Below are 25,597 nucleotides of genomic sequence, written 5' to 3' on the forward strand. Positions count from 1 at the left end.
CCCGGACCAGGCCGGCCAGCCCGCGACAGCCGGAGCCGTGGCCAGCGCGGGAGCCGCCTACCGGCCCCGCACGCTGCGGATCTCCGCCCGCGGCGAGGGCGGCCACACCGGGCGCCGGTCACCCGCCTACGCCCGTCGCGGCCGAGTGGTCGGCAGCCGCGTCCCGCACGGCAAGCTTGCCGGCGCCCCGCACCTGCCCGCCACCCTGCGCGCCGCCCTGCACCGCCACGCCACCACCGGCTGGCACGCCGCCGCGGGCACGGGCCGCCGGGTCGAGCCGGCTGACGTCCGGGAGTCGGTGCACGTCGGCCGGGAGGCGAACCTGGTGCTGTTCGTCGTGGACGCCTCCGGGTCGATGGCCGCGCGCAAGCGGATGACCCTGGTCAAGACCGCGGTGCTGTCGCTGCTGCGGGACGCCTACCAGCGGCGCGACCGAATCGGGATGATCACGTTCCGGGGGAGCGAGGCGGAGCTCGTGCTGCCACCCACCTCCAGTCACGAGGTGGGCGTGATGCGGCTGGCCGCGCTGCGTACCGGCGGGCGGACGCCGCTCGCCGCGGGCCTGCGCACGGCGGCCGCGACCATCGCCACCGAGCGGCGCCGGGACCCGCGCCGCCGCCCGCTGCTGGTGCTGGTCACCGACGGGCGCTCGACCAGCGGGCCGGACCCGCTGCGGGTCGTGCCGGTGCTGTCCGGGGTGGCGTCCGTGGTGGTCGACTGCGAATCCGGCCCGATCCGGCTGGGGCTGGCCGGGCGGCTCGCCGCCGCCCTGAACGCCGAGGTCATGCCGCTCGACCAGCTTCAGGCGGCGACCATCGCCCGCGGCACGCATCCGGGTGCGGCGGCGGTCGACGGTGACGGGCACCCGGCTGCGCCGGGCGGCCGCGGTTACCGCAGTGCTGCCTGAGCGGGGGCGGTCACCCATGGGGTGCCGGAGCCAGGGGACCTTGCTTCACGCGTACCGGAAAGGGTTTTGAATGCCGCAGGGGAAAGTGACCGCCGTGCCCGATGACGGGCTGACGACGCGGCAGCGTCGGCGGCAGGCCGTGCTGGCCGTGCACACCGGGCCGGGCAAGGGCAAGTCGACGGCGGCGTTCGGGATGGCGCTGCGGGCGTGGAGCGCGGGCTGGCCGATCGGGGTCTTCCAGTTCGTCAAGTCGCAGAAGTGGAAGGTCGGTGAGGAGGCCGCGCTCAAGGCGCTCGGCAACGCCGGCGGCGCCCCGGTGACCTGGCACAAGATGGGTGAGGGCTGGTCCTGGATCCAGCGGCCGGGCACCGAGCGCGACCACGCCGCGGAGGCCGCCGAGGGCTGGGCGCAGATCAAACGGGACCTGGCCGCCGAGACCCACCGGTTCTACGTGCTGGACGAGTTCACCTACCCGATGAAGTGGGGCTGGGTGGACGTCGCCGAGGTGATCGAGACGCTGGCGAACCGGCCCGGCACCCAGCACGTGGTGATCACCGGACGGGACGCGCACCCGGACCTGATCGCGGCCGCCGACCTGGTCACCGAGATGACCAAGGTGAAGCATCCGATGGACGCCGGGCGCAAGGGGCAGCAGGGCATCGAATGGTGAACCGGGTGGTGATCGCGGCGCCGGCCTCCGGGCACGGGAAGACGACCGTGGCGACCGGGCTGCTGGCGGCGTTCGCGCGGCGCGGGGTGCCGGTGGCGCCGTTCAAGGTCGGGCCGGACTACATCGACCCGGGCTACCACGCGCTCGCCGCCGGCCGCCCGGGCCGCAACCTCGACCCGGTGATGGTCGGAGAGGAGCAGATCGGCCCGCTCTTCGCGCACGGCGCGGCCGGCGCCCGGCTGGCGATCATCGAGGGCGTGATGGGGCTCTACGACGGGCGCACCGGAGCCGGCGAGACCGGCTCCACCGCGCAGGTCGCGGAGTTGCTGCAGGCGCCGGTGATCCTGGTCGTCGACGCCGCCGCGCAGGGCCGGTCGGTGGCCGCGCTGGTGCACGGTTTCCGCAGCTTCGGCACGGTCCGGCTGGCCGGGGTGATTCTCAACCGGGTCGGTTCGGCCCGGCACGAGCAGATCCTGCGCGACGCCTGCGAGGAGGTCGGCACGCCGGTGCTGGGCGCGCTGCGCCGGGCCGACGCGGTCGCCGCGCCGTCGCGGCACCTCGGCCTGATCCCGGCCGCCGAGCGCCGCGCCGAGGCCCTGGCCTCGGTGGACGCGCTCGCCACACTCATTGCGGGCGCGGTCGATCTGGACGCGGTCGCCGCGGTCGCGGCGTCAGCGCCGCCGCTGGCGGCCACCCCATGGACCCCCGAGGCCGAGCAGCCGGTCCGGGAGCGCCCGGTGGTCGCGCTTGCCGGTGGTCCGGCTTTCTCCTTCGCGTACGCGGAGACAGCGGAACTGTTGGCCGGGGCGGGGGCGACGGTCGTGACCGTGGACCCACTGCACGACACCCGCCTGCCGGAGGGCACCCGAGCGCTGGTGGTCGGCGGCGGCTTCCCCGAGGTGTACGCCTCGTCGCTGTCCGCGAACGAGCCGCTGCGGGCGCAGGTGCGGTCGTTCGCGGCCGCCGGCGGGGTGATCGCCGCCGAGTGCGCCGGGCTGCTCTGGCTGTGCCGCACCCTCGACGGCGCCCCGATGTGCGGGGTCATCGACGCGGACGCGGCGATGACCCCCTCGCTGACCCTCGGCTACCGGGACGCGGTCGCGCTCACCGACAGCCCGCTGGCCGCGGCCGGCACCCGGGTGACCGGGCACGAGTTCCACCGGACCGCGGTGCACCCCCGCTCCGGGCTTCTGCTCTCGCCGGCCGGCGGGGCGGCCTGGGCCTGGCGGGGCGCCGACCCGGAGGGGTTCGCCACCGGTTCGGTGCACGCGTCCTACCTGCACCTGCACTGGGCCGGGCACCGCGGCCTGGCCGAACGCCTGGTGCGGGCGGCCGCGTGCTCGCCGTCGGACTAGGCGCCCGCGCCGGCACCCCACCCGCGCGGCTGTCCACGGCGATCCGTTCCGTGCTGTCGGCGGCCGGGATCGCGGCCGCCGATGTGACGGTGCTGGCCACCCTCGACCGGCGGGCCGCCGAGGAGGGCGTGCGCACGGTCGCGGCGTCGGCCGGATGGCTGCTGGCCGGTTACCCGGCGGACGCGCTCGCCCGCCAGGACGTGCCCGGCCCGAGCCACACGGTCGCCGCCGCCGTCGGCACCCCCAGCGTGGCCGAGGCGGCCGCCCTGCTCGCGGCCGGCCCCGGCAGTGAACTGGTGGTGCCGAAGCAGGTGTGCGACGGCGTCACCGTGGCGGTGTCACTTGGCCACCGGCCACTCGTGGACCGGGATGTTCTCGTGCATCAGCGGTAGGTAGCGGCGCAGCATCTCGTGCAGCGCCTGCTGCCGGTCGTGCCCCTGCGCCTCCAGCGTGTGCAGAGTGTCCACCTGCCAGGACGCGCCGTTGCGGTGCAGCAGGCAGCGCTGCTCGATGATGCCGAGCAGCCGGTCCCGATGGGCCGGCGCGACACCCCACCGGTCCAGGCCGGCCGCCGCCTGCGGGAGCAGCCGGCGCAGCACCAGCTCGGTCACCGGCAGGGTGCCGTGCCCAGGCCAGAACACGCTCGCGTCGATGCCGTGGCGGGCACAGTTGTGGAAGTTCTCCTCGGCGGCCTTGAAACTCATCTGCGTCCAGATCGGCCGTTCCGCCTCCGCCAGGGTGCGGACCAGGCCGTAGTAGAACGCCGCGTTGGCGATGGTGTCGGCGACCGTCGGTCCGGCCGGCAGCACCCGGTTCTCCACCCGCAGGTGCGGGCGGCCGTTGACCACCGCGTAGATCGGCCGGTTCCAGCGGTACACCGTGCCGTTGTGCAGCCGTAGCTCGCTCAGCTCGGGGATCTCGCCGCGCTCCAGGATGTCCGCCGGGTCGTCGCCGTCGCAGATCGGCAGCAGCGCCGGGAAGTAGCGCACGTTCTCCTCGAACAGGTCGAACACGCTGGTGATCCAGCGTTCCCCGAACCACACCCGCGGTCGTACGCCCTGGGCCTGGATCTCCTCCGAGCGGGTGTCGGTGGCCTGCTCGAACAGCGGGATGCGGGTCTCGCGCCACAGCTCCCGCCCCAGCAGCAGCGGCGAGTTCGCGCCGAGCGCCAGCTGCACCCCGGCGATCACCTGGGCCGCGTTCCAGTACGCCGCGAACTGCGCCGGGCTGACCTGCAGGTGGAACTGGGTGCTGGTGCAGGCCGCCTCCGGCGCGATGCTGTCCGTGGTGACCGCCAGCCGGTCCACCCCGTCGATCCGGATGTCCAGGTCCTCGCCACGAGCCGCGAAGATCTGCTCGTTGAGCAGCTGGTAGCGGGGGTTCACGGTGAGCGCCTCGCCGGTGAGGTGCTCGCGGCGCAGCGTCGGCAGGATGCCGATCGTCACCATGTGCGTGCCGGCGGCCCGGGCGTGCCGTTCCGCCTGGTTCAGGCTGGCCCGCAGGTTGCGTTCCAGCTCGGCGAAGTCGTCACCGGCGAGCCGCCGCGGCGGCAGGTTGATCTCGATGTTGAACTGGCCCAGCTCGGTCTGGAAATCCGGGTCGGCGATCGACTTGAGCACCTCTTCGTTGCGCATCGCCGGGTCGGCGTTGTCGTCGATGAGGTTGAGCTCGATCTCCATGCCGGTCAGTGGCCGTTCGAACTCGAAACGGGCCTCCCGCAGCATGGTCGCGAACACGTCCAGGCTGCGCCGGATCTTCTGCCGGTAGCGGGTCCGGTCCTCCCGGCTGAATTCGGTCTGGTCGACTTTCTCGCCCACCGCGCACCACCTTTCGAGCCGTCAGCGACGGATGAGGTCACGCGAGGCGTGCCCCTCGGCCATATGATGACGGCTGTCGATTGCGGTTCCCATCGCGGCGACCGTGCATTCTCGCCTGACGGTCAACGGGCCTCCGCCGGTTGCGCGTTCCATTCGGTCGGGCATGGACCGCCCGTTACCCGCCCGCGCTCGGTTCTACGCTCGCCGGAGGTCGGTGCCCGGCGGCGGTCCGTGCTCGCCTGAGGTTCTGTGCTCACCTCAGCCAGGCGGCCAGCACCGCGCCGAGCAGCGTCACCCCGACCGCGGCCTGCAGCAGCAGCGCCGGGCCCAGGTGTGACCAGCGGGTCGGGATGCGCGGGGTGAGCGGTTGCATCGTGGTCAGGTTCACCACCTGCATCAGCTTCACCGGCAGCGTGTGGTCGGCCTGCGGCTGGGTGCGGACCTGGACCAGATCGCCGCGGTGCAGCGCCGACTGGGGCAGCTGCCCGTGCATCTCGATCTCGTAGGTCTGCCCCAGGTCGTCGCGCAGCCGCACCGGGGTCACCAGGAATTCGGGGCCCTTGCGCAGCTCCTTCAAGGTGCGCCGGGCCGGCTTCATCCGGAGCAGCGAACCGATGAGCTGGGCGATGCCGGCGGCGACGAAGACCGCCAGGGCGAGGGGCCGGCCGACCCGGACCTCCCTCGTGTACGAGGCCTGATAGCCGAGAAAACGGCCGGTGATGATCGGACTGACGTGCCGGAGGATCCGCTCGCGGTGCAGTTCGGTGTCGTCCATGGGGGGTCACCTCCTGGATGTACTTCTCAATGCTACGGAGAGAACACGCTCAAGCACCGTGAGTGAATTTGAACCGGATCTTCTTCTGCATACTCCGTGCCCGCGCCGGCCGGGGCGGATCGCCGGGAAATGCCGGCCACAACCCACCGATCTGCGGAAACGCCCCCTCCCGGAACCCCGCGCGGGGTGAACTGGACCTCGGGCCGCGTGGACCCGGCGTGGCCCGCCGTGCCGTCCGGTGTGCGGACAGCCGGGGATGGGGGGCGAGACCAGTGGCGGCGACGAACGCGTACGTCAAACCGGAGAGCGTGCTGGCCCGGACCGCGCGCGACATGGTGGAGGCGCACGGCGGCGGCCTCGGCCCGCGCGACGGGATCACCACGTGCCCGGCCTGCGGGGAGTCGCCACCCTGCCGTACCGTCCTGGCCGCCGCTGAGGTGCTGGAGGCCGCCGGGCTGGCGGAGGCGTCCGGGCTGATCGCCGCGGCGCGGCCGGCATTCGCGCCGCCGGCCGGCGGCGACCTGCCGCCGTGGAGCGCTGCCGGGCCGTCCTCGGGTGCGGCCGGTTTGTCCTTGGATGCTGCCGGGCCGTCGTTGGGTCGGGGCGAGGAAGCGTCCTCTGGTGCGGGGGAGGACAGCGGGCCGATCGGGATCGCCGGGCTTGCTGCCGGTGAGGGTTTGACACCTGTGATGCCGCCTGAGGCCGGGGTTCCGTGGGCGCCGTTGGAGCGGCCCGAGTCGCCGGTGGGTGGGGCGCACCGGCCGGGCTCCTCGACGCCGCCGTGGGTGGTTGCGGGCTCGCCCGAGGATGCGAAGGCACAAGGGCCGGTTTGGCCGCCGGTGAGCGGAGACGTTCCGGGTGGGGCGGGGAGCCTGCCCGGGACTGCTTCCGCCGGGGCGCCGGGCCTGGCGCCGTCCGGCCCGGTCCCGTCCGGCCCGGTCCCGCCGACGCCGGTCCTCGACGCGCCCTCGGAGCCGGCTTCGGTCCCTGGCTCGGAGCCGGTCCGTGGCTCGGAGCCGGCCCCTGGCTCGCAGCCGGCCTCGTGGCCGCCGGCGGCCCCGGTCCCCGGTTCGCAGCCGGCCTCGTGGCCGCCGCCGGCCCCGGGCAGCGCGGCCGGACAGGGTGTTCCCTGGGCGCCGCTCGCTCCGGAAAGCACCGGGCCGTCGCAGGAACCGGCCGCGGGTGAGAGCGCGCCGTGGAAAGTCGCTGCCCCCTCGGAAGCCCCGATCGGCCGTCGCCGGGCTGCCGAGGAACCCACCCCGCCGCCGTGGGCGGTGGCGGAGACACCGGCCGCCTCTGAGGCGGTGCCATCGCCTGTGGCCGGCGACACCGAGGATGACTGGATGCCGGCCGAGCCGCCGTGGCCGCCGTCGGGCCCGGCGCACGTCGGGCCCATGCACCCTGGCCCGGCGCAGGCCGGCCCCATCCACCCAGGCGCGGCGCAGGCCGGCCCCATCCACCCAGGCGCGGCGCAGGCCGGCCCGGTCCATGCGGGTGCGGGGCAGGCTGGCGTGGCCCATGCGGGTGCGGGGCAGGCTGGCGTGGCCCATCCGGGTGCGGGGCAGGCTGGCGTGGCCCATCCGGGTGCGGGGCAGGCTGGCCCGATCCATCCGGGTTCGACGCAGGCTGGAGCTGTCCTTGCGGGTGCTGCGCAGGCTGGACCTGTCCATCCGGGGGCGGGGCAGGGTGGACTCGCGCAGCCGGGGTTGATGGCGGGTGGATCGGTGCACGCCGAGCCGGTGCAGGCGGCGTCGGCTCAGCCTGTCGCTGTTCCGGCGAGTCCTTTGCAGGCGGGGCTCGTGCAGGGCGTGTCCGCTCAGCAGAGTGCGATGCCGGGTGGTGTGCCGCAGCCGGGGGCGGCGCAGGGCGGGCTCGCGCAGCCGGTCGCGGTGCCGGGTAGTGGCTTGCAGCAGCAGGGTGGGCCCGCGCAGCCGGTCGCGGTGCCGGGTAGTGGCTCGCAGCAGCAGGGTGGGCCCGGGCAGCCGATGGCGATGCCGGGCGGGAGCACGCCGCCGGGGCCGAGCGGGCCCGCGCAGCCTGCGGTGCCGGGTGGTGCCGGGCGGGAGGAGGCCGGTGCGATGGCGGTGGGTGCGGTTGCGCCCAGTCTCACGCCGCCGACCGGGGCTGTCGCGCCGGGGGCGGGCCAGCCGTCGACCGACGACCTGGACGTGTTGATGCGGCAGCCTCCGCTCTACAGCCAGCAGAACAGCCCGCTGGACGCGCCGCGGTTCACCCGCTCCGCTCGTCCGGCGGCGGAGGGCGGGGCGGCCCGCGCTACCGAGATCATCATGGGCACTCCGCCGCAGCCGCCGGCCGGGACCCCGCTGAGCACGACGGTTGCGGAGTCGTCCGTACCGGAGGATGGCGGCTCGTTCCTGCCGTCCGCGGCCGTGCTGGCCCAGAACGCGGAGGCCGCACAGCGGCCGACGCTGCAGGCGCCGGGCATGATCGCGGGCGTGCAGGCTCAGCCGGCGCCGGACGCGGGCCGTCGGCCTGTCGCCCGGCCGGGTCTCCAGGCGCCGGACATGGGTCAGCAGAACGCGGGCCGGCCGGGGCTGCAGGCGCCGGACATGGGCCAGGCGAAGCCGGGGCTGCAGGCTCCGAACATGGGGCAGCAGCGGCCGGGCTTGCAGGCGCCCGACATGGGTCAGCAGAACTCAGCCCGCCCCGGGCTGCAGGCGCCCGACCTGGGCCAGGCGAAGCCGGGATTGCAGACTCCGGATATGGGGCAGCAGCGGCCTGGGTTGCAGGCTCCCGATCTAAGTCAGCAGCGGCCGGGCTTGCAGGCGCCGGACATGGGGCAGCAGCGGCCGGGCTTGCAGGCTCCCGACATGGGGCAGCAGCGACCAGGCCTGCAGGCTCCCGATATGGGTCAGCAGCGGCCAGGGTTGCAGGCTCCCGACATGGGGCAGCAGCGACCGGGGTTGCAGGCGCCGGACATGGGACAGCACAACCCGGCCCACCCGGACGCCGCGCTGCAGGGGCAGGCGCGGGCGGCCGACGGCCCGCCGGCGGACGACAACGCGCCGTCCGGGCTGCCGGCCCGCGCCGGAACGCCGGTGCGGCCGGAGCCGGTGGCGGCCCCCGAGGTGCTGGAGGATCCGTCGAACGCACCGAGCGGCCTGCCGCGCCGGAACCGGCAGGGATGACAGGCGCAGGTGCCCGGCCGGCTGACGACGATGTTTGGGCGGCAGCCGGCTCGGGCAGTAGCGTCCCGTTGAGGGGCTGTGCACCGAATCGGTGCCCGGCGCCGGGAAGGGGTGGCATGTCCGCACGAGGCCAGGTGGGCGAAGCGGCCGAGAACACCCTCGAGGATCTCGATGCCGCCGCCCTGGCATATGCGGAACGGCGCGCCGCCGCGTCCCCGGCCGAGGTCGAGACGTTGCGCGACGACATGGTTCGCTTCTGTCTGCCGTTCGCCGGGCGGCTGGCCCGGCGCTACCGCGGCCGTGGCGAGCAACTGGAGGACCTGGAGCAGGTCGCCCGCCTCGGCCTGGTCAAGGCGGTGGACCGCTACGACCCGGAGCGCGGCTCGTTCACGGCCTACGCGGTCATCACCATCTCCGGCGAGCTGAAGCGGCACTTCCGCGACCGCACCTGGGGCGTGCACGTGCCCCGCCGGGTGCAGGACCTCAGCCTGGAGGTCGGGCACGCCTCGATGGTCCTGACGAGCGTGCTCGCCCGTACCCCGACCGTTGCTGAGCTGGCCGAACGCCTCGGCGTGAGCGAGGCTGCCGTGCTGGAGGCCGTCGAATCGGCGGCCGGCTATTCGCCGGCCTCGCTGAACGCGCCGGTCTCCGGCGAGGGCGAGCAGGAGTTCGGTGACCTGCTCGGCGGGGTCGACGACGACCTGGAGGCGGTGACCGACAAGCTCACCGTCGCCGAGCTGCTGCTGCGCCTGCCGGCGCGGGAGCGCCGGATGCTGGCGATGCGCTTCTACGGCAACCGCACCCAGGCGGAGATCGCCGCCGAGCTGGGCATCTCGCAGATGCACGTCTCCCGTCTGCTCAGCCGGGCCCTGGCCTGGCTGCGCGAGGCGATGCTCAGCGACGTGCCGCCGCGCTGGGAGGCCGGCGAGGCCCGCGGCGGGCACCACGGGATGCAGGTGACGGCGGAGCGGGAGGCCGCCCTGCTCACCGTCCGGGTGCGCGGCGAGGTGGACCGGGACACCGCGGAACGGCTGCGGGTGGGTCTGCGGCATGCCGTGAGCACCCCGGGGGTGACCGCGGTGGTCGTGGAGCTGTCCGCGGTGCCGCTGGTGGACGCGGCCGGTGTCGGCGTGCTGCTGGACGCGGTGCACGCGGCCGGCGAGGCGGGAATCCACCTCTGTGTGAGCGGAACCCAGCCTTACGTCGCCCGGATCCTGGCCGTGTCCGGTCTGGCCGGCGTGCTGCGCCGCTGCTGACCTGTCAGCGGCGCAGGGACGCCCACACCACCTTGCCGTCCTCGCAGGGCAGCCAGCCCCAACTGTCCGCGACGCTGTCCACCAGCAGCAGGCCGCGACCGCTCACCCCGTCCGGTTCGGCTGCCGGCCCGGTCTGCGGCTGCCGGCCCGAGCCGTCCTGGACGGCGATGTTCAGGTGGCGGGTGCGCAGCGACAGGCGCAGCGTCATCATCGTGTGCGCGTGGTCGATGACGTTCGCGACGAGTTCGGTGACGATCAGGCTGGCCGGCGCGACCAGGTCGGGCAGGTCCCAGCGCAGGCAGGTGTCGGTGACCACGTCGCGGGCGTGCCGGCTGGACCCGCTGACCGGCAGCAGGTCCTCGCACACCGACGGCAGGGTCCGCCGCTCGTCGCGCAGGTGCTCGCGGGCGGCCGCCAGGTTGACGAAGAGGGGCAGCTGGCTGAAGGCGCTGGTGCGCAGGTGTGTCCAGGTCGGCGGTGGCGGCCCGCAGAACAGCACCGGGGTGCCCGGCCATCGGGTGGCCTGGCGCTGCACGGAGATGAGGACGGCGAGTGCGAGCGGCTGATCCACATGGAGGCCGGAGAGGTCCACCAGGAGTGCCTCCGGCTGCTCGGCCAGGCATTTGAGCAGCCGGTCGCGCAGCCGCGGGGCGTCGGCCAGCCGAAGCTGCCCGGTCACGGCGACGGTGATGGTGGTGCCGTCGCCGTCCACCTCGCACCGAACCGTCATGGACTCCGCCTTCCCCGCCCAGGGCCCTGAGGTTGTGCGCTTCCCCCGGAAACCGGGGTGTCAAACGTCAGGCCGTCTCCATCACGACGATGACCCCGTCCTGCGCGCCGGAGCCGCCGTCGGGACCGCGCAGCGGGGTGCAGGCCACCCGTACCGCGATGGCCCGGCCACGCCGGTTCACCGCGTCCAGCTGGATCTCGGCGGACTCGCCGCCGGCGCCGAGCGCGCCGCGCAGCAGCGGCCGGACCCGGTCGATCGGCAGGCCGATGTCGAGGTTGAGGAAGTGCTGGCCGATCACCTCGCCGGCGCGCAGGCCCCACAGGTCCTCGGCCCGCTGGTTCCACATGCGGATCCGCAGGTCCGGGTCGACCACGGCGACGCCGGCCTGCAGGCTGGTGAGGACGGTCTCCAGGAAGACGTTCGCCTCGTCCAGCCGGCTGGTGCTGACCCGTAGCTGGTCGTTGATGCTCTGCAGCTCGTCGTTGGTGGACTGGAGCTCCTCGTTCATGGTCTCCAGCTCCTCGTTGGTGGACTGGAGCTCCTCGTTGGTGGTCTCCAGCTCCTCGACCGTGGACTGCAGCTCCTCGTTGGTGGTCTCCAGCTCCTCGTTCGTGGACTGCAGCTCCTCGTAGGCCGCCTCGAGCTGCTGGTTGGCGTGTTCCAGGTCGTCCTGCAGCCGGCGGGCCGCGGTCACGTCGTGGAAGATCAGGTTGACGCCGAGCAGGCTGCCGTCGGCGCCGCTGAGCGGGCTGATCTGCACCTCGAGATAGGTGACCTCGGTGCCGCGGTGGAACTCGACGTCGCTGACCCGCAGCGAGCGCCGCTCCAGCTGGGCCTGCTCGATGAACCGGCGCAGCTCCACCGGCCGGTACGACACGTCCAGGTCGCGGAACGGCCGCCCGATGTCCCGCGACGACACCCCGAACAGTTTCTCCAGCGCCCGGTTGGAGAGCGCGACCATGCCGTCGGAGGTGAGCGACAGCTGGGCCAGGGGACTGGCCGCGAAGACCTCGTTGCGCAGTTCGTCGAGACCGGTGACCGCGCCGCCGGCGGCCGGTGGCGCGTCGGCGAAGATCACACCGGGCGGGGCGTACAGCCGGGGGACCCGGCGGAAGACCCGCCGTTTCAGGTCGATCGGGGTGAAGAGGCTGCCGTGGCTGAGCAGCATCTCGGCCTTGCCGAGGAAGAGCACGCCGGTCTCGGCGAGAGCGAAGTGGAACCGGCTGAGGATCTTCGCCTGGGTCTCGGCGTTGAAGTACATCAGCGTGTTGCGGCAGGTGAGCAGGTTGATCCGGGAGATCGGGGCGTCCTGCACCAGATCGTTGCGGCCGAAGATGATCGAGCGGCGCAGGTCCTTGCGGAAGGTGTGGCGGCCGTTCACCGGCTCGAAGTACTTCTCCACCAGCTCCGGCGCCAGGCCCTGCATCTCCCGGTCGCCGTACGTCGCCTGGCGCGCCTCGTTCAGCTGCTCCTCGTCGACGTCGGTCGCGTAGATCTTCACGCGGTCCTTGAACTGGTCCACGCCCAGCACCTCGGCCAGCACCATGGCCAGGGTGTAGGCCTCCTCACCGGACGCACAGCCGGCCGACCAGATGCGGATCAGCGACCCGGCGGGCTGCGCGCTGACCATCGGCTCGAGGACCTCGGCCCGCAGGTAGTCCCAGGCGTCGGCGTCCCGGAAGAACGCCGTCACGTTGATCAGGATGGTGTTGAACAGTGCCGTGAACTCGTCCGGGTGCACCTGGAGGTAGTCCAGGTAGTCCGGATAGTCCTCGGCGCCGACCTGCGTCATCCGGCGCTGGACCCGGCGCATCAGGCTGGATCGCTTGTATCCGGTGAAGTCGAATCCGCGAGATTCCTTCAGATACAGCAGCAGTGCTTCGAAGTGCGGGTCGGTGGCTTGCACGAGTGAAAACGCTATCGCACCTCGGACTGCTCCGGTTCCGCGGTGGAGCCGAGCCGGGCGATCAGCTTGCGGATGGTCACGCTCGCCGTCTCCGCGTCCTCCGCCATGGCCTGAAAGTTCGCGCTGCTCGACGTCCCGGCGCGGCCGGCCGCCATCCGGCGGCTCAGCGCCGCCTTCTCCTCCAGGGACCGCAGCGCCAGCCACAGCGCGCCTTCGAGGGCGGCGGCCTGCTCGTCGAGCAGGCTCTCCGGGGACCAGGCGTGCCCGATCCGGCAGCGGAAGCGGGGCACGGGTGTGTCCTCGATGACGAACAGGCTGCCTCCGCAGTCGGGGCAGCCGTATCCGGCGGGGGAAGCGATGGTCTCCGTACCGATCGGCGCCAGGTCTGCCATCGCCACCTCCGCGTCCAGGAGCGGGTCGTGGACGCGGCCGCTGGCCGGCGCAGCCGTCAATTCCGCGGCCGTGATCTCGGCGAGCAGGCCGCCGAGCGCGTCGGCCGGCGCCACATGATCGGGTTTGATCAGATCCAGCGCGGCCCGTGGCATCCACGGATAGACGGCGTCCTCGGGATCCTGCACCACGGTGACGCCGCCGCTGGAGGCGATCGCCGCCAGCCCGGCCGCGCCGTCGTCGCGGGAACCGGAGAGGATCACGCCGACCGCCCGGCGGCCGGCGGCCCGGGCGACCGAGCGGAGCAGCGGGTCGACGGCCGGCCGATGGCCGTTCTCGGCCGGGCCCCGGCTCAGCCGCAGGTGCCCGTCGAGCAGCAGCAGATGGTGATCGCTGGGGGCGACGTAGATGCGCCCGCCGAGCAGCGGCTCCCCGTCGCGGGCGGTGGCGGCCGGCAACGCTCCGCTGCGGGTGAGGATGCCGGGCAGCGCGCTCGGGGCGCTCCGCGGCAGGTGCAGGACCACCAGCAGGGAACCGGGGTATCCGGCGGGCAGACCGCCGACCAGCGCCCGCAGCGCCTCGACGCCTCCGGCGGAGGCGCCGACGGCGACCACGTCACGATGCTCTATCGGGAAGAGCTCGGTCACACAGCGGCTCCGGTGATGAGCTGGGTCCACACCACCTTACCGTCGGTCACCGGCAGAACGCCCCACGCGTCTGTCAGGTCCCGCACCAGGCGCAGCCCGCGCCCGCCGGCGTCGGTGACCGTCGGGTCGAGAGTGCGGGGCATCCGGCGGCTGCCGTCGCGGACCGCGACGATCAGCCGGCCGTCCCGCAGGGCCAGGGTGAACTCCATGGTGGTGTGCGCGTGCCGGACCACGTTCGCCACCAGCTCGGTCGCGACCAGCGCCGCGGTGGAGGTGACGTCGTGCCGCTGCCAGGCGGTGCAGGCCTGGCTGACCAGCTGGCGGACCTGACGGCAGGCTTCCGGGACCGGCCGTAGTCGCACCCGCAGGCCCGGCTCGCGGGGCTGCGCGTCCGCCTCGACGAGCGCCCGGGTGCAGTCCGGCGCCATCTCCAGATCGGCGCAGTCGGGGGTCGCGGTCAGCACCCGCCGGGTGGCCGGGTCCGCACCGCAGATCACGATCGGCACAGCCGGGAACTCCGCCGTCTGGCAGACGACGGAGCCCAGCGTGCGCAGTGCGAGCGGGTCGGCTATCCGTAACCGGGTGACGTCCAGCAGCAGCTTGACCGGCTGCATGGCGAGGCTGCGCCGGACCGCGGCGCCCAGCGCGTCACCGGTCACCCGGTCGAGGGTGCCGGTGATCGTGAGCAGGGCGACGGGAAGGTCCCGCTCCGGCCGGCAGACCAGCTGGCTGGGCATGCCCCTCCCTCCGCGTACGACGTCTACCGCCACGCGTACGACGTCGAACCAGGTGCCCGGCGACCCGGCCCGGCAAACGTCAGATCCGGTTCCGGATCTGTTCGTACAACCGCAGGTAGGACTCGGCCATCACGGCCGGCGTGAAGCGGCGTTCCGCCTCGGCCCGGCAGGCGCGCGGATCGATTCCGGACGCCTTGTGCACCAGGTCCCCGAGCGCCTCCTCGTCGTCGGTCAGCAGCCCGCTGTGCCCCTCCTCGATCAGCTCCGGCAGGCAGCCGCGGGCGATGCCCACCACCGGGACGCCCAGCGCGAGCGACTCCACCACCGCGGTGCCGCCCGGCTCCGCCCAGCGCAGTGGGAAGAGCGAGGCGCGAGCGCCGGCCAGCAGCAGGTCACGGTCGCGGCCGGTGACCATCCCGACCCACCGCACGCGTACGCCGTCGACGTGCGGCGCCACCTTCTCCCGCCAGAACCGCACGTCGGGGTTGAGCGCGGCGGACGGATCGTTCTCCGCGGCCGCGAGTTCCTCGGCGTTGCGGTACGGCCCGACCGGGCCCGCCAGGATCAGATCGAAACCGGCCGTGTGGGCGAGCCGGGCGGCCAGGTCCTGTCCCTTGCCCGGGTTGATCCGGCCGAGCACCACCACGTGCGAGCCCTTGGTGACCTCCGGCATCGGCTCGGCGGCGAGCGGCGTGGCCAGGTGCACGTGGCCGACCGAGTGGTCGCGCAGCGCCCGCGGCGCCCGGGACAGCTGGTCGGCGGAGACGCCGTTGACCCGGACCCGGTCGCCGCCGTCGTACGTGCCGTACAGCTCGGGGTGCTTGTGCAGGTCCCAGTGCAGGGTGTGCAGGGCCGGCGGCGCGCTGTCGCCGAGGCTGGCGAGGGTGACCAGCCCGGCCGCCTCGACGTGGTCGTGGATCAGGTCGATGTCGTCGCGGTCGCGCAGCGCCCGCACCATCGCGTGCTGGTGTGCCTGCACCACCCCGACCGCCTGGTTGTACGGCCGCTGCAGCGCCGCGAACTGCCCGGTGTCGAAGACGTGCACCCGGCCGTCCGTCTCCAGCGTGCTCTCCGCGACGCTGGCCAGCACCACCTCGACGCCGAGCCGGCGCAGCTCGGGGACCAGGGTGGCGACGATGTTCTCGATGCCGCCGTACCCGGCCGGCGGAACCGGCAGCCACGGTCCCGCGTTCATCAACACCTTCACGCGGCCACCGCCCGGTGGGTGAGGGAGATCAGCGGCGGGCGCTCGGTCACACCGGTCTCGGTGACGGCGATCTGCCGGTCCAGGTTGGGCAGTGCGTCGTCGCCGCCCCGGCGGAACTGGGTGAGCAGCGTCGACGGCGGCATCGGCTCGGTGGTGAGGCCTCGCCGGTACATCCGCGACCAGGCGGTCACCATGATCTGGGAGGCCATCCGCCCGAGCGCCTCGGTGCCCTGGTGGCGGTGCTTGCGCTCGCCGAGGTCCACCTGCGCGAGGGCGTCCAGGCCGACGAGGTCGACCAGGTCGATCAGCATGCCGATCTCGACACCGTAGCCGGAGACGAACGGGATCCGCTCCAGGGTGCGGCGGCGTCCCGCGTACTCGCCGGCGAGCGGCTGGACGAACCCGGCCAGCTCCGGGAAGAACAGGTTGAGCAGCGGGCGGGCGGCCAGCTCGGTGACCCGGCCACCGCCGTCGGTCTCCACGCTGACCGGCCCGACCAGCGGCCGGTGGTAGAAGCCCTTGACGAACTCCACGCTGCCGTCGGTCAGCAGCGGCCCGAGCAGGCCGGTCACGAAGTGCGCGGAGAACTCGCGCAGGTCGCCGTCGACGAAGGCGACCACGTCGCCGCTGCTGGCCGCGAGCCCGGCCCAGAGCGCGTCGCCCTTGCCCTCCATCCGGGGCAGGCCCTGGGTGAGCCGGTCCTGGCTGACCACCCGGGCGCCGGCCCGGCGGGCCTCGGCGGCGGTGGCGTCGGTGGAGCGGGAGTCCACCACCACGATCTCGTCCACCAGCGCGACCCGCTCGACGAGTTCGGCGTGGATGGTGGCGACGATCGCACCGATCGTTGCCTGCTCGTTACGAGCCGGGATGACCACACTCACCCGCTCACGGCCTTTGGCGGCCGCCAGCCGCTCCGGTGTCCACTGCCCGGCACTTCCGGTCCGGTACGTCGTCCACGCCTCTACTACCGGCGAGACGGTCGTGTTCGAGTGCCACATCGGCTTCCCCCACAGTCACGATCAATCGGCCGCCGCTGAATTCCCCATGTGTGGCGATATCAATCTTTCCGGATGGTTACCGTCCGACTTCGCAGAGTCGAACTCTGATGTGGATGGTTTTCGGATCCGGGCCGCCGGTTAAAGACCGGCCGGACCTGGCGGCACGGAGCAAGGGGAGCGAATGGCGACGACACGGATCGGTCTGGTGGGCGCGGGCGGGGTGGCGGCCCGGCATGCCCGGGTACTCTCCGGACTGCCGGACGTGCAGGTGAGCGGGGTGACCGATGTGGTGCCCGACGCGGCGCGGGCACTGGCCGGTGAGCACGGCGCCCGGACGTACGACTCCGTGGCGGACCTGATCGACTCGGGCCCGGACGCGGTCTACGTCTGTGTGCCACCATTCGCCCACGGCGACGCCGAGCGCGCGGTAATCGATGCCGGACTGCCGATGTTCGTGGAAAAACCCATATCCATCGATTACCGTACGGCCGCCGAAATTTCCGGCCGCATCACGGAGAGCGGCATCCGGACCGCCGTCGGCCACCACTGGCGCTATCTGCCGACCGTGGAACGCGCCCGCGAGCTCCTGGACGGCCGGCCGATCCGGCTGATCACCGGCGCCTGGCTGGACAAGGTGCCCCCGGTCGCCTGGTGGCCACGCGCCGACCGCTCCGGCGGCCCGGTCGTCGAGCAGGCCGCGCACGTGCTGGACCTGGCCCGCTACCTGGGCGGGGAGGTGGACGAGGTGTTCGCCTACGGCAACGGCACGCCGCCACCGGTCGACGGGGCCGACGTGGACGGGGCGTCCACCGCGGTGCTGCGGTTCGCCAGCGGCGCCGTCGGCACCCTCGCCACCACCTGTGTGCTCGGCTGGAAGCAGCGGGCCGGGCTGGAGGTCTACGCCGACGGCCTGGCCCTGGTCTTCACCGAGAGCGAGATGGTGATCCGCGACGAGACCGGCACCGTGACCCTGCCGTGCGACCCCACCTCGGGGCACCTCGGCGTCGACCGGGCGTTCGTGCGGGCGGTGCGGGGCGAGGAGGACGACGTGCGGGTCCCGTACGCGGAGGCTCTGCGTACCCACGCTCTCGCTCTCGCCGTCGCCGAGTCGGCCGCGAGCGGCCGGCCGGTCCGTCCGGAGGCCAAGCATGGCTGACCGCAACCTGATCGTCGCGGGCCCGGGCCGGGTCGAGATCGCCGAGGTGCCGGCGGAGCCGGTGCCGGACGGCGGGTTCCGGGCCCGCACGCTGTTCAGCGGGGTGTCCGCGGGCACCGAGCTGACCTTCCTCAAGGGGACCAATCCGGCGCTGCACGCCGGTTTCGACGCCGGCCTCGGCCTGTTCGGGGCGCCGCCGGAGCAGGCCTATCCGGTGACCCGCCTGGGCTACATGGAGGTGGCGCGGGTCGAGGAGAGCCGCACCCCGGCCTTTCCCGACGGCACCGTCGTCGCGATGACCTACGGCCACCGCACCGGTTACACCGGGCATCCGCTGCGCGACCGGGTGGTGCCGCTGCCCGGCGACCTGGACCCGATCCTCGGCGTCTACGTCGCGCACATGGGCCCGATCTGCGCCAACGGCCTGCTGCACGCGGCCGCCGACCGGTTCGGCCCGGCCGTGCGCTCGCTCGCCGACGGCGTCCTCGGCGCCCGGGTCGCGGTCGTCGGCGCCGGTGTGGTCGGCCTGCTCACCGCGCTGTTCGCCCGCGCGCACGGCGCCGCCTCGGTGGTGGTGCTCGACCCCACCGAGCAGCGCCGCAAGATCGCCGAAGGGCTGGGCCTGGAAACCCTGGACACCGGCCCGGACGCGCCGGACCCGGCGGTCACCCTCAAGACCCGGTGGCGGCACGCCGACGGCGACCGCGGCGCCGACGTGGTCTTCCAGTGCCGCGGCCAGGCCGCGGCCCTGCACCTGGGGCTGCGCCTGCTGCGCCCGCAGGGCACGGTCATCGACCTGGCCTTCTACCCGGGCGGCGCGGACGAGGTCCGGCTCGGCGAGGAATTCCACCACAACGGCCTCGGCGTACGGTGTGCGCAGATCGGCCGGGTTCCCCGCGGGCTGGCCCACTCGTGGGACCGCGAACGGCTCTCCGCCGCGACCGTCGACCTGCTCCGTGCCGAGGGCGACGCGATCCGCGCGCACCTGATCACCGCGGTCGTCGGTTTCGACGAGAGCCCGGCGCTGCTGCACGATCTGGCCGAGCGCCGCCGCCAGGAGGTCCAGGCGGTGATCACCTTCTGATCGACGCCGGGGGAGTCCGGAACCAGAACTTCAGCAAAATAAAGTACCGTTGCGCGCCATGGGTGTGTCGCAGCGGCTGAAGAGCCGGTTCCGCAAGTTTCTCCAGCGTCCGGGCACGACGGTGGACCTGGGGCCGTTGTCGAAGCGGCTGGGTGCGATCGAGGCGCGTGAGGACGCGCTCAAGGAGCTGGACGACGCGGCGCTGACCGAGGCCGCCCGCGAGGCGACCGACTACGTGGAGATCTGCGCGATCGGCCGCGAGGCGGCCCGTCGCGCGATCAACCAGCGACCGTACGACGTACAGCTGCTCGGTGCGATGGCGCTGCTCGACAAGCGGGTCGCCGAGATGGCCACCGGTGAGGGCAAGACGCTCACCGCGACCGTCGCGGCGTACGGGCACACCCGCCTCGGCAACGGCCCGGTCCACGTGCTCACCGTCAACGACTATCTGGCCCGCCGCGACGCCGAGTGGATGCAGCCGATCTACACGCTGCTCGGCCTCACCGTCGCCTGGGTGACCGAGTCGATGACGCCGGAGGAGCGCCGCGAGGCGTACGCGGCCGACGTCACCTACGTCTCGGTCAGCGAGGCGGGCTTCGACTACCTGCGCGACCAGCTGGTCACCGACGTGGCCGACCGGGTGCAGCGCGATCTGGCCACCGCGATCGTCGACGAGGCCGACTCGATCCTGATCGACGAGGCCCGGGTGCCGATGGTGCTCGCCGGCAGCACCTCCACCGAGAGCGACCCGGTGCACGAGGCCGCCGCCCTGATGAAGACCCTGCGCAAGGGCAAGCACTACGAGGTCGCCGAGGACGGCCGCAGCGTCGCCTTCACCGACGACGGCCTCAAGCACATCGAGGAGCAGCTCGGCGGCATCGACCTCTACGCCGACGACCAGGTCGAGCACCTGTCCGCGGTGAACGTGGCGCTGCACGCGCACGCCCTGCTGCGCCGCGACGTCGACTACATCGTCCGCAACGGCGGCGTCGAGCTGATCGACGAGATGCGCGGCCGGGTCGCCCAGCGCCGCCGCTGGCCGGACGGCCTGCAGGCCGCCGTGGAGGCCAAGGAGGGCCTCTCCTCGACCGCTGAGGGCGAGGTGCTCGACACCCTCACCGTGCAGGCGTTCATCGCGCTCTACAAGACCGCCTGCGGCATGACCGCGACCGCGGTGCACGTCGGTGAGCAGCTGCGGGAGTACTTCAAGCTCGAGGTGGCGGTGATCCCGCCGAACACCCCGAACATCCGCGAGGACGACCCGGACCGGATCTACTCGGCGCACGACACGCGCGACGAGGCCCTGGTCGAGGAAATCAAGATCGCCCACGAGTCCGGCCGCCCGGTGCTGATCGGCACCCTGGACGTGAAGGCCTCCGAGCTGCTGGCCCGGCAACTCGCCGACGCCGGCGTGCCGTGCAACGTGCTGAACGCGAAGAACGACGCCGAGGAAGCGGCGATCATCGCCGAGGCCGGCGCGCTCGGCGCGGTCACCGTCTCCACCCAGATGGCCGGCCGCGGTGTCGACATCCGCCTCGGCGGCAGCGACGAGAAGGACCGCGACGCCGTGGTCGAGCTCGGCGGCCTGTACGTGATCGGCGCCGGCCGGCACGACAGCCGCCGGGTCGACGACCAGCTCCGTGGCCGGGCCGGCCGGCAGGGCGACCCGGGCCGCTCGGTGTTCTTCGTCAGCCTGGAGGACGAGCTGGTCGTCCGGCACGCCGGTGACATCATCCCGGCCTCGCCGCGGATGGACATGGACGGCGTCGTGCACGACCCGCAGGTGGACTACGCGGTCGAGCACGCCCAGCGGGTCGCCGAGGGTGTGAACCACGAGATCCACAAGAACACCTGGCGGTACAGCGTGGTGATCGAGCAGCAGCGCCTGCTGCTGGCCGAGCGCCGGGAGCGGCTGCTCACCTCCGAGGTCGCCGCCATCATGCTGCTGGAGAAGTCGCCGGAGAAGGCCAAGGAGACCGACGAGGACGTGCTCTCCGACGCCGCCCGGGCGATCGCTCTCTACCACCTGGACCGGCTCTGGGCCGACCACCTGGCCTACCTCAACGAGGTCCGGGAGGGCGTGCACCTGCGGGCGCTGGGCAAGCTGGACCCGCTGGACGAGTTCCACCGCTCCGCGGTGCCGGCCTTCCAGGAGCTGCTCACCAAGGTCGAGGCGCGCACCATCGAGACGTTCGAGGAGGTCGACCTCGCCGACGGCTGGCAGCCGGACCGGGCCGAGATCGTCCGGCCCAGCGCCACCTGGACGTACCTGGTGCACGACAACCCGTTCGGCTCGGAGCTCGACCGGCTCATCGCGGCCGTCGGCCGCCGCCTCACCGGCAGCTAGGCATCACCCCGGGGGCGCCTCGCCGGCGCCCCCGGTCAGCAGCGCGGCCATCTCCGGCAGGTTGAAGAAGGCCGCGGTCTCCACCGCCGTGGGTTTGCCGCCGTCCGGGTCGGCGCCCGCGGCGAGCAGTGTGCGCACGGTCTCCGGGTTCTGCCGGAAGACCGCGGCGGACAGGGCGGTCTGACCCCGGTCGTTGACCCGGTCCGGGTCGGCGCCGTGCGCGAGCAGGGCCGCCACGGTGCCCGGATGGTTGTGGTAGGCCGCCAGTATCAGCAGCGTGTCCCCCTTGTCGTTGGTGAGGTTCGCCGGCAGCCCGGCGGCCACCTGAGCGGTGAGCTCGTCGGTGGCGCCGGCGCGCGCCAGGTCGAACATGCGATGGGCGTAGGCGATCGTCTCTGCGTCAAGCTCTGCCACGGTGAGAAGCTACCCACGTTCGGCAATCTTTAATGAGGCTGACAGAAAACGTTCCCGGAATGCATTTGTGTGACCGTGAACAATCAGGTCTATTCACGACCCGCCTTGACATCCGGCGCCCGCAGGGGGCGCGGGTGGTCTCCACCGTCGTGAATAGACCTGACTATGGAACGGGTTTCCCACAGTGTGGTTGGCGACTTGACCCGCGCATCTGCGGGCCGGAAATATCGTCCCCGCTTTACGGACAGTAGTCAGTTGTATTCGCTTGCCGCAGCAAATTCTGGGGGATGAATCAATGCCGGTCAGCGCATTGTCGCCGCGTGCCGATCGTCGTTCCGCCGGGCCGGGCCGTGGCCCCGGGCGGCGTGCCGCCGAGCCGGCGCTGACCGTGACTCTCGCCATTCCGCTCACCGGGGACGCCGTTTCCCCACAGGCTCACCGATTGCTGGCCGCGGTCCGCGAGCTGGTCGAGCTGAGCCGCGGCACGGTCACCGTCGAGCCGTTCACCGAGCCGCCGGAAGCCGCCGAGGCGTCGTCCGAGGGTCCGGAGGTGCGCCTGCTGACCGGCTCCCGGCAGGCGCTGCTGGACGGGGCGCCGCTGCCGCTGACCCGGCTGGAGTTCGACCTGCTGCTCTACCTGGCCGAGCGGCCCCGACGGGTGTTCACCCGGGCGCAGCTGCTCGCCGCCGTCTGGGGTTACGAGCGGGCCGGTGAGCGCACGGTGGACGTCCATGTCCGGCGGCTGCGGCTCAAGCTCGGCGGCAACCTCCCGCTGATCACCACGGTCTACGGGGTGGGCTACCGCCTGGCCGACGACGCCCGGATCATGATCCTGCCGCAGGATTGAGCCCGGTTCCCCGGCCGGGCCGGCCCGGCCTCCGTCGCCGTGAACGTGGATCATTGATGGATGCGCGTCCGTCCCGTCTCGTTCGACGTTCTCGTCGAGGATCTGGCCGACCGGCTGGCCAGTCGGGAATCCGACAGTAGGCTCCGGGTCGCCGTCGACGGCGCCGAAGCCGCCGATCCGGCCCGTCTCGCCGACGCCCTGGTGGACCCGCTGCGGGTCCGCGGCCGTCCGGCGGTGCGGGTCCACACCAGGGACTTCCTGCGCCCCGCCTCGTTGCGCCTGGAGTTCGGGCGGACCAATCCGGACTCGTTCTACACCGGCTGGTTCGACGAGGCCGGCCTGATCCGCGAGGTGCTCGCCCCGGCCGCCCCGGACGGCTCCGGGCGGATCCTGCTGCGACTGTGGGACGCGGCGGTGGACCGCGCCGCCCGCGAGCCCTACTCGACCCTGCCGGCGAACGCGATCGTGCTGGTCAGCGGCCCGCTGCTGCTCGGCTCCGGGCTGCCGTTCGACTTCACCGTCCACCTCGAACTCTCCGCCGCCGCGCTGGCCCGGCGCACCGCCGCGGACGATCACTGGACCCTGCCCGCGTTCCGGCGCTACACCGCCGAGGTGGCCCCGGAAACCTTCGCTGACGTGGTCGTACGCCTCGACGACCCGCGCCACCCGACCCTCGTCGAGTCCGCCTGGTGATCACTGGCACAAAGACCCACTCGCCGAGTCCGTGGCGGATTCAACCACTGACAGTTATGCTCCGGTTACTTTTTCGCGGGGGTCCCGTTTGGGATCTCGGGCGGTGGGTATCAGCCGGCTCCACACGTCGAGCCGGCCCGGGACGAGGGTGACCCGGCAGATGGCCACCGGCTGGGGCTGAGTGAAGGGCAGGGGGACTGCATGCTCGTCAACGGAGCGGTTGTTACGGGTAAGGGCGCGAGCACGGCGAAGGGGCGCTCGGCCGAGGAGATCGACCAGATCCGGACGCTCCTGCGGAGCCGGTTCGAGGAGCTCAACACCGAGTACGAGGAAGCGGTCGCGCAGAATCAACGTCTGCGCCTGGTCGAGATCGGCGACGCCGCCGGCGACGACCAGGCCGACAGCGGGTCCAAGACGGCGGAGCGCGACGCGGCCACGTCGCTGCTGCGGACCCTGCTCGACCGGCGGACCCAGGCGGAGCACGCGATGGCGCGCCTGGAGGACGGCACCTATGGCAACTGCGAGGGCTGCTCCAACCCGATCCCGGTGGAGCGTCTCGAGGTGTTCCCGTCCGCCACCACGTGCGTGAACTGCAAGCAGGTCCGGGAGCGCCGGGCCAGCTGACTCGTCCTGGGGCCCGCTTCCGGGCGGGCCCCCTGGAGGGCTTCATGGGTGACATCCGGGTCGGCACGGCGTCGTGGACGGACAAGACGCTGCTCGCCTCCGGGTGGTACCCGCAGGGCGCCGACACCGCGGAGAAGCGGCTGGCGCACTACGCGAGGCATTTCCCGATCGTCGAGGTGGACTCCACCTACTACGGCCCGCCGAACGAGCAGACCACGAGACTGTGGGCGGAGCGCACGCCGGCCGGCTTCACCTTCGACATCAAGGCGTTCAGCCTGCTGACCGGGCATCCGACCAGGGTGTCGGCCCTCTACAAGGATCTGCGCCCGGAGACGGCCAAGGCCAACATCTACCCGCAGGACCTGCCGCCGCAGGCGTACGAGGAGGTCTGGAGCCGTTTCCTGAGCGCTCTGGACCCACTGGCCGAGGCCGGCAAGCTGGGCGTGCTGCTCTTCCAGTTCCCGCCCTGGTTCGGCATCCGCAGGGCCAACCGGGAATACCTGCTGGAGGTGACGGCCCGGTGCAAGCCGCTGCGGCCGGTCTTCGAGTTCCGCAACGCCTCCTGGTTCGAGGGCGGCAACCGCGAGGAGACCCTGGAGTTCCTCAAGGCGCACCGGCTGTCCTACGTCTGTGTGGACATGCCGCAGGGCCACCGGTCGTCGGTGCCGCCGCTGCCGGTGGCGACCGGCGACGTCGCGGTGGTCCGATTCCACGGGCACAGCGACAAGTGGACCAGCAAGGACATCCACGAGAAGTTCGGATATCGCTATTCCGACGCCGAACTCGCCGAATGGGTGCCGAAACTGAAGTCGCTCGCTGATGAGACCGACGTCACCCATGCGCTTCTGAACAACTGTTACTCCGATTACGCGCAACGTAATGCGAGCACCCTCATTGACCTTCTCGGGGGCGCGGCGGCACCGCCGGCACAGCGGTGATCCGGATTCCGCGGCGGGCGGCTTCCGCCGCCATCACACCCGCGTCGATCACCGCGGCGCCGCCCGGGTCGTTGTTGAAGAAGACGAACATCTCGGGTACGCCGCAGCGGTCCAGCCATGAGTGCAGGGCCTGGCGGCCGTACCGTGGCCAGGGCTTCGCCCGCCCCTCGTGCAGGCGCAGGTAACCGAACCCGGCGGTGCGCCACAGCGGGGTCAGCGGGCGTCCGCATCGGTCCGCCCAGCACAGCGCGGCGCCGTGCTCGCGCAGCAGCTGCTCGCAGTCGGGGGTGAACCAGGTCGGGTGCCGGGGTTCGACCGCCACCCGTACCGTGCCCGGGAACTGCCGCAACGTCTCGTCGAGCGCGTCCAGGTCGGCGCGCAGCGTCGGCGGCAGCTGCAGCAGGACCGGCCCCAGCTTGTCGCCGAGGGCCTCGGCCCGGCTGAGAAACCGGGCCACCGGCTCGGCCGGTTCCCGCAGCCGCTTGATGTGCGTGAGATAGCGGCTCATCTTCACGGCGAAGCGGAACCGGTCCGGGGTGCGGTCGCGCCACTGCTGGAAGGTGGTCCGCTCCGGCAGCCGGTAGAAGGCGTTGTTCACCTCGACCACGTCGAACCGGTCCGCGTAGTGCTCCAGCCAGAGCCGCTGCGGCAGCCCGGCGGGGTAGAGGTAGCCGGTGTCGCCGGCGCCCTTCGCCGGCCGCCAGTCCCGGTACTGCCAGCCCGACGTCCCGATCCACAGCATGCCGCCGGGATACCCGGTCCGCTTCCGGATTAGACGTGATCAGCTCGGGTACCACGCCCTCGAATCACACCGAACGCTCGATTTGAGGAGTCAGCATGGGGCTCGGCAACCACGAAATCATCAGCTCCGACCCGGCCGGCGCGCAGGGCGAGGGCCCCGCTGACGGCGGCGCCAACCCGGCCGGCCGTGACGGCGGCGCGGACGGCGG

The 25,597-nt window shown here is 72.7% G+C and carries 23 protein-coding genes; 13 read left to right on the plus strand and 10 right to left on the minus strand.

The annotated features are described in order from the left end of the window. The 4 genes from AB0F81_RS39515 to AB0F81_RS39530 form a co-directional block, all read left to right on the plus strand. The coding region (locus AB0F81_RS39515; RefSeq protein WP_360206507.1) for a VWA domain-containing protein at positions 1-907 on the plus strand (907 nt) is incomplete at its 5' end. 70 nt (positions 908-977) lie between these two features. Beyond that, on the plus strand, positions 978-1,577 hold the full coding sequence (cobO, locus tag AB0F81_RS39520; protein WP_360206510.1) for a cob(I)yrinic acid a,c-diamide adenosyltransferase: 600 nt from the start codon (positions 978-980) through the stop codon (positions 1,575-1,577). Next, positions 1,571-2,932 (plus strand): cobyrinate a,c-diamide synthase, encoded by a 1,362-nt coding sequence (locus tag AB0F81_RS39525; RefSeq protein ID WP_360206513.1) that lies wholly within the window; start codon positions 1,571-1,573, stop codon positions 2,930-2,932. Before cobO ends, AB0F81_RS39525 begins: the two co-directional genes overlap by 7 nt. After that, on the plus strand, positions 2,914-3,324 hold the full coding sequence (locus AB0F81_RS39530) for a cobalamin biosynthesis protein (protein WP_360206516.1): 411 nt from the start codon (positions 2,914-2,916) through the stop codon (positions 3,322-3,324). Before AB0F81_RS39525 ends, AB0F81_RS39530 begins: the two co-directional genes overlap by 19 nt. Here AB0F81_RS39530 and AB0F81_RS39535 read toward each other — a convergent pair. Both AB0F81_RS39535 and AB0F81_RS39540 read right to left on the minus strand, forming a co-directional pair. Beyond that, on the minus strand, positions 3,271-4,749 hold the full coding sequence (locus AB0F81_RS39535) for a glutamate--cysteine ligase (RefSeq protein ID WP_360206519.1): 1,479 nt from the start codon (positions 4,747-4,749) through the stop codon (positions 3,271-3,273). The genes AB0F81_RS39530 and AB0F81_RS39535 overlap by 54 nt on opposite strands. Positions 4,750-5,002: 253 nt before the next feature. Further along, a complete protein-coding gene (locus tag AB0F81_RS39540; RefSeq protein ID WP_360206522.1) occupies positions 5,003-5,524 on the minus strand; it encodes a hypothetical protein in 522 nt (173 codons plus the stop codon). Between the two features lie 1,808 nt (positions 5,525-7,332). On the opposite strand from AB0F81_RS39540, the gene AB0F81_RS39545 reads away from it, so the two are divergent. Together AB0F81_RS39545 and AB0F81_RS39550 are read left to right on the plus strand one after the other, a co-directional pair. Continuing rightward, the gene (locus AB0F81_RS39545) at positions 7,333-8,673 is read left to right on the plus strand and encodes a hypothetical protein (RefSeq protein WP_360206524.1); all 1,341 of its coding nucleotides are present in this window, start codon (positions 7,333-7,335) and stop codon (positions 8,671-8,673) included. Positions 8,674-8,789: 116 nt separating this feature from the next. Further along, on the plus strand, positions 8,790-9,929 hold the full coding sequence (locus AB0F81_RS39550; RefSeq protein WP_360206526.1) for a SigB/SigF/SigG family RNA polymerase sigma factor: 1,140 nt from the start codon (positions 8,790-8,792) through the stop codon (positions 9,927-9,929). Positions 9,930-9,933: 4 nt separating this feature from the next. On the opposite strand, the gene AB0F81_RS39555 is transcribed toward AB0F81_RS39550, so the two are convergent. From AB0F81_RS39555 to AB0F81_RS39580, 6 genes are all read right to left on the minus strand, one after another. Continuing rightward, a complete protein-coding gene (locus tag AB0F81_RS39555) occupies positions 9,934-10,659 on the minus strand; it encodes an ATP-binding protein (protein WP_360206529.1) in 726 nt (241 codons plus the stop codon). 67 nt (positions 10,660-10,726) lie between these two features. Beyond that, the gene (locus AB0F81_RS39560; RefSeq protein WP_360206531.1) at positions 10,727-12,565 is read right to left on the minus strand and encodes a CheR family methyltransferase; all 1,839 of its coding nucleotides are present in this window, start codon (positions 12,563-12,565) and stop codon (positions 10,727-10,729) included. An 11-nt stretch (positions 12,566-12,576) separates the two neighbouring features. Then, positions 12,577-13,602 carry a chemotaxis protein CheB gene (locus tag AB0F81_RS39565; RefSeq protein WP_360206534.1) on the minus strand — a complete coding sequence of 342 codons (1,026 nt, stop codon included), beginning with the start codon at positions 13,600-13,602 and terminating at the stop codon, positions 12,577-12,579. Next, on the minus strand, positions 13,599-14,339 hold the full coding sequence (locus AB0F81_RS39570) for an ATP-binding protein (RefSeq protein ID WP_360206537.1): 741 nt from the start codon (positions 14,337-14,339) through the stop codon (positions 13,599-13,601). Before AB0F81_RS39570 ends, AB0F81_RS39565 begins: the two co-directional genes overlap by 4 nt. A gap of 79 nt (positions 14,340-14,418) precedes the next feature. Next, entirely contained in the window at positions 14,419-15,534 is a 1,116-nt protein-coding gene (locus AB0F81_RS39575) for a glycosyltransferase (RefSeq protein WP_360206539.1), read from the minus strand. 8 nt (positions 15,535-15,542) lie between these two features. After that, on the minus strand, positions 15,543-16,544 hold the full coding sequence (locus AB0F81_RS39580; RefSeq protein ID WP_360206541.1) for a glucosyl-3-phosphoglycerate synthase: 1,002 nt from the start codon (positions 16,542-16,544) through the stop codon (positions 15,543-15,545). Between the two features lie 181 nt (positions 16,545-16,725). On the opposite strand from AB0F81_RS39580, the gene AB0F81_RS39585 reads away from it, so the two are divergent. From AB0F81_RS39585 to secA2, 3 genes are read left to right on the plus strand one after another with little or no spacing between them, the layout of a single operon-like run. Next, the gene (locus tag AB0F81_RS39585) at positions 16,726-17,700 is read left to right on the plus strand and encodes a Gfo/Idh/MocA family oxidoreductase (RefSeq protein ID WP_360206543.1); all 975 of its coding nucleotides are present in this window, start codon (positions 16,726-16,728) and stop codon (positions 17,698-17,700) included. Continuing rightward, the gene (locus tag AB0F81_RS39590) at positions 17,693-18,784 is read left to right on the plus strand and encodes a zinc-binding alcohol dehydrogenase (RefSeq protein ID WP_360206545.1); all 1,092 of its coding nucleotides are present in this window, start codon (positions 17,693-17,695) and stop codon (positions 18,782-18,784) included. Before AB0F81_RS39585 ends, AB0F81_RS39590 begins: the two co-directional genes overlap by 8 nt. A 58-nt stretch (positions 18,785-18,842) precedes the next feature. After that, complete coding sequence (secA2, locus tag AB0F81_RS39595; protein WP_360206547.1) at positions 18,843-21,131, plus strand: accessory Sec system translocase SecA2; 2,289 nt, start codon at positions 18,843-18,845, stop codon at positions 21,129-21,131. Between the two features lie 3 nt (positions 21,132-21,134). On the opposite strand, the gene AB0F81_RS39600 is transcribed toward secA2, so the two are convergent. Next, on the minus strand, positions 21,135-21,503 hold the full coding sequence (locus AB0F81_RS39600) for an ankyrin repeat domain-containing protein (protein ID WP_360206563.1): 369 nt from the start codon (positions 21,501-21,503) through the stop codon (positions 21,135-21,137). A 337-nt stretch (positions 21,504-21,840) separates the two neighbouring features. Between AB0F81_RS39600 and AB0F81_RS39605 the strand changes: the two genes are divergently transcribed. The 4 genes from AB0F81_RS39605 (at position 21,841) to AB0F81_RS39620 (ending at position 24,647) form a co-directional block, all read left to right on the plus strand. Then, the gene (locus AB0F81_RS39605; protein WP_360206550.1) at positions 21,841-22,392 is read left to right on the plus strand and encodes a winged helix-turn-helix domain-containing protein; all 552 of its coding nucleotides are present in this window, start codon (positions 21,841-21,843) and stop codon (positions 22,390-22,392) included. Between the two features lie 60 nt (positions 22,393-22,452). After that, positions 22,453-23,085 (plus strand): uridine kinase, encoded by a 633-nt coding sequence (locus tag AB0F81_RS39610; protein ID WP_360206552.1) that lies wholly within the window; start codon positions 22,453-22,455, stop codon positions 23,083-23,085. A gap of 201 nt (positions 23,086-23,286) precedes the next feature. Continuing rightward, positions 23,287-23,709 carry a TraR/DksA C4-type zinc finger protein gene (locus tag AB0F81_RS39615; protein ID WP_360206555.1) on the plus strand — a complete coding sequence of 141 codons (423 nt, stop codon included), beginning with the start codon at positions 23,287-23,289 and terminating at the stop codon, positions 23,707-23,709. A 44-nt stretch (positions 23,710-23,753) separates the two neighbouring features. Then, positions 23,754-24,647 carry a DUF72 domain-containing protein gene (locus AB0F81_RS39620; protein ID WP_360206558.1) on the plus strand — a complete coding sequence of 298 codons (894 nt, stop codon included), beginning with the start codon at positions 23,754-23,756 and terminating at the stop codon, positions 24,645-24,647. Here AB0F81_RS39620 and AB0F81_RS39625 read toward each other — a convergent pair. Beyond that, positions 24,601-25,389 carry a DUF72 domain-containing protein gene (locus AB0F81_RS39625; RefSeq protein WP_360206561.1) on the minus strand — a complete coding sequence of 263 codons (789 nt, stop codon included), beginning with the start codon at positions 25,387-25,389 and terminating at the stop codon, positions 24,601-24,603. The two genes, AB0F81_RS39620 and AB0F81_RS39625, sit on opposite strands and share 47 nt — an antisense overlap. Positions 25,390-25,597 lie beyond the last annotated feature (208 nt).

This window comes from Actinoplanes sp. NPDC024001, from assembly GCF_040638955.1.
Taxonomy (GTDB): domain Bacteria; phylum Actinomycetota; class Actinomycetes; order Mycobacteriales; family Micromonosporaceae; genus Actinoplanes.

What these genes read in the sequence shown, in the direction of transcription:
- AB0F81_RS39580 (WP_360206541.1), bottom strand. Translation starts at nt 16,544, where the DNA reads ATGTGGCACTCGAACACGACCGTCTCGCCGGTAGTAGAGGCGTGGACG.
- AB0F81_RS39615 (WP_360206555.1), top strand. Translation starts at nt 23,287, where the DNA reads ATGCTCGTCAACGGAGCGGTTGTTACGGGTAAGGGCGCGAGCACGGCG.
- AB0F81_RS39540 (WP_360206522.1), bottom strand. Translation starts at nt 5,524, where the DNA reads ATGGACGACACCGAACTGCACCGCGAGCGGATCCTCCGGCACGTCAGT.
- AB0F81_RS39555 (WP_360206529.1), bottom strand. Translation starts at nt 10,659, where the DNA reads ATGACGGTTCGGTGCGAGGTGGACGGCGACGGCACCACCATCACCGTC.
- AB0F81_RS39570 (WP_360206537.1), bottom strand. Translation starts at nt 14,339, where the DNA reads ATGCCCAGCCAGCTGGTCTGCCGGCCGGAGCGGGACCTTCCCGTCGCC.
- AB0F81_RS39600 (WP_360206563.1), bottom strand. Translation starts at nt 21,503, where the DNA reads ATGTTCGACCTGGCGCGCGCCGGCGCCACCGACGAGCTCACCGCTCAG.
- AB0F81_RS39610 (WP_360206552.1), top strand. Translation starts at nt 22,453, where the DNA reads ATGCGCGTCCGTCCCGTCTCGTTCGACGTTCTCGTCGAGGATCTGGCC.
- AB0F81_RS39525 (WP_360206513.1), top strand. Translation starts at nt 1,571, where the DNA reads ATGGTGAACCGGGTGGTGATCGCGGCGCCGGCCTCCGGGCACGGGAAG.
- secA2 (WP_360206547.1), top strand. Translation starts at nt 18,843, where the DNA reads ATGGGTGTGTCGCAGCGGCTGAAGAGCCGGTTCCGCAAGTTTCTCCAG.
- AB0F81_RS39605 (WP_360206550.1), top strand. Translation starts at nt 21,841, where the DNA reads ATGCCGGTCAGCGCATTGTCGCCGCGTGCCGATCGTCGTTCCGCCGGG.
- AB0F81_RS39625 (WP_360206561.1), bottom strand. Translation starts at nt 25,389, where the DNA reads ATGCTGTGGATCGGGACGTCGGGCTGGCAGTACCGGGACTGGCGGCCG.
- cobO (WP_360206510.1), top strand. Translation starts at nt 978, where the DNA reads ATGCCGCAGGGGAAAGTGACCGCCGTGCCCGATGACGGGCTGACGACG.
- AB0F81_RS39620 (WP_360206558.1), top strand. Translation starts at nt 23,754, where the DNA reads ATGGGTGACATCCGGGTCGGCACGGCGTCGTGGACGGACAAGACGCTG.
- AB0F81_RS39575 (WP_360206539.1), bottom strand. Translation starts at nt 15,534, where the DNA reads ATGAACGCGGGACCGTGGCTGCCGGTTCCGCCGGCCGGGTACGGCGGC.
- AB0F81_RS39590 (WP_360206545.1), top strand. Translation starts at nt 17,693, where the DNA reads ATGGCTGACCGCAACCTGATCGTCGCGGGCCCGGGCCGGGTCGAGATC.
- AB0F81_RS39550 (WP_360206526.1), top strand. Translation starts at nt 8,790, where the DNA reads ATGTCCGCACGAGGCCAGGTGGGCGAAGCGGCCGAGAACACCCTCGAG.
- AB0F81_RS39585 (WP_360206543.1), top strand. Translation starts at nt 16,726, where the DNA reads ATGGCGACGACACGGATCGGTCTGGTGGGCGCGGGCGGGGTGGCGGCC.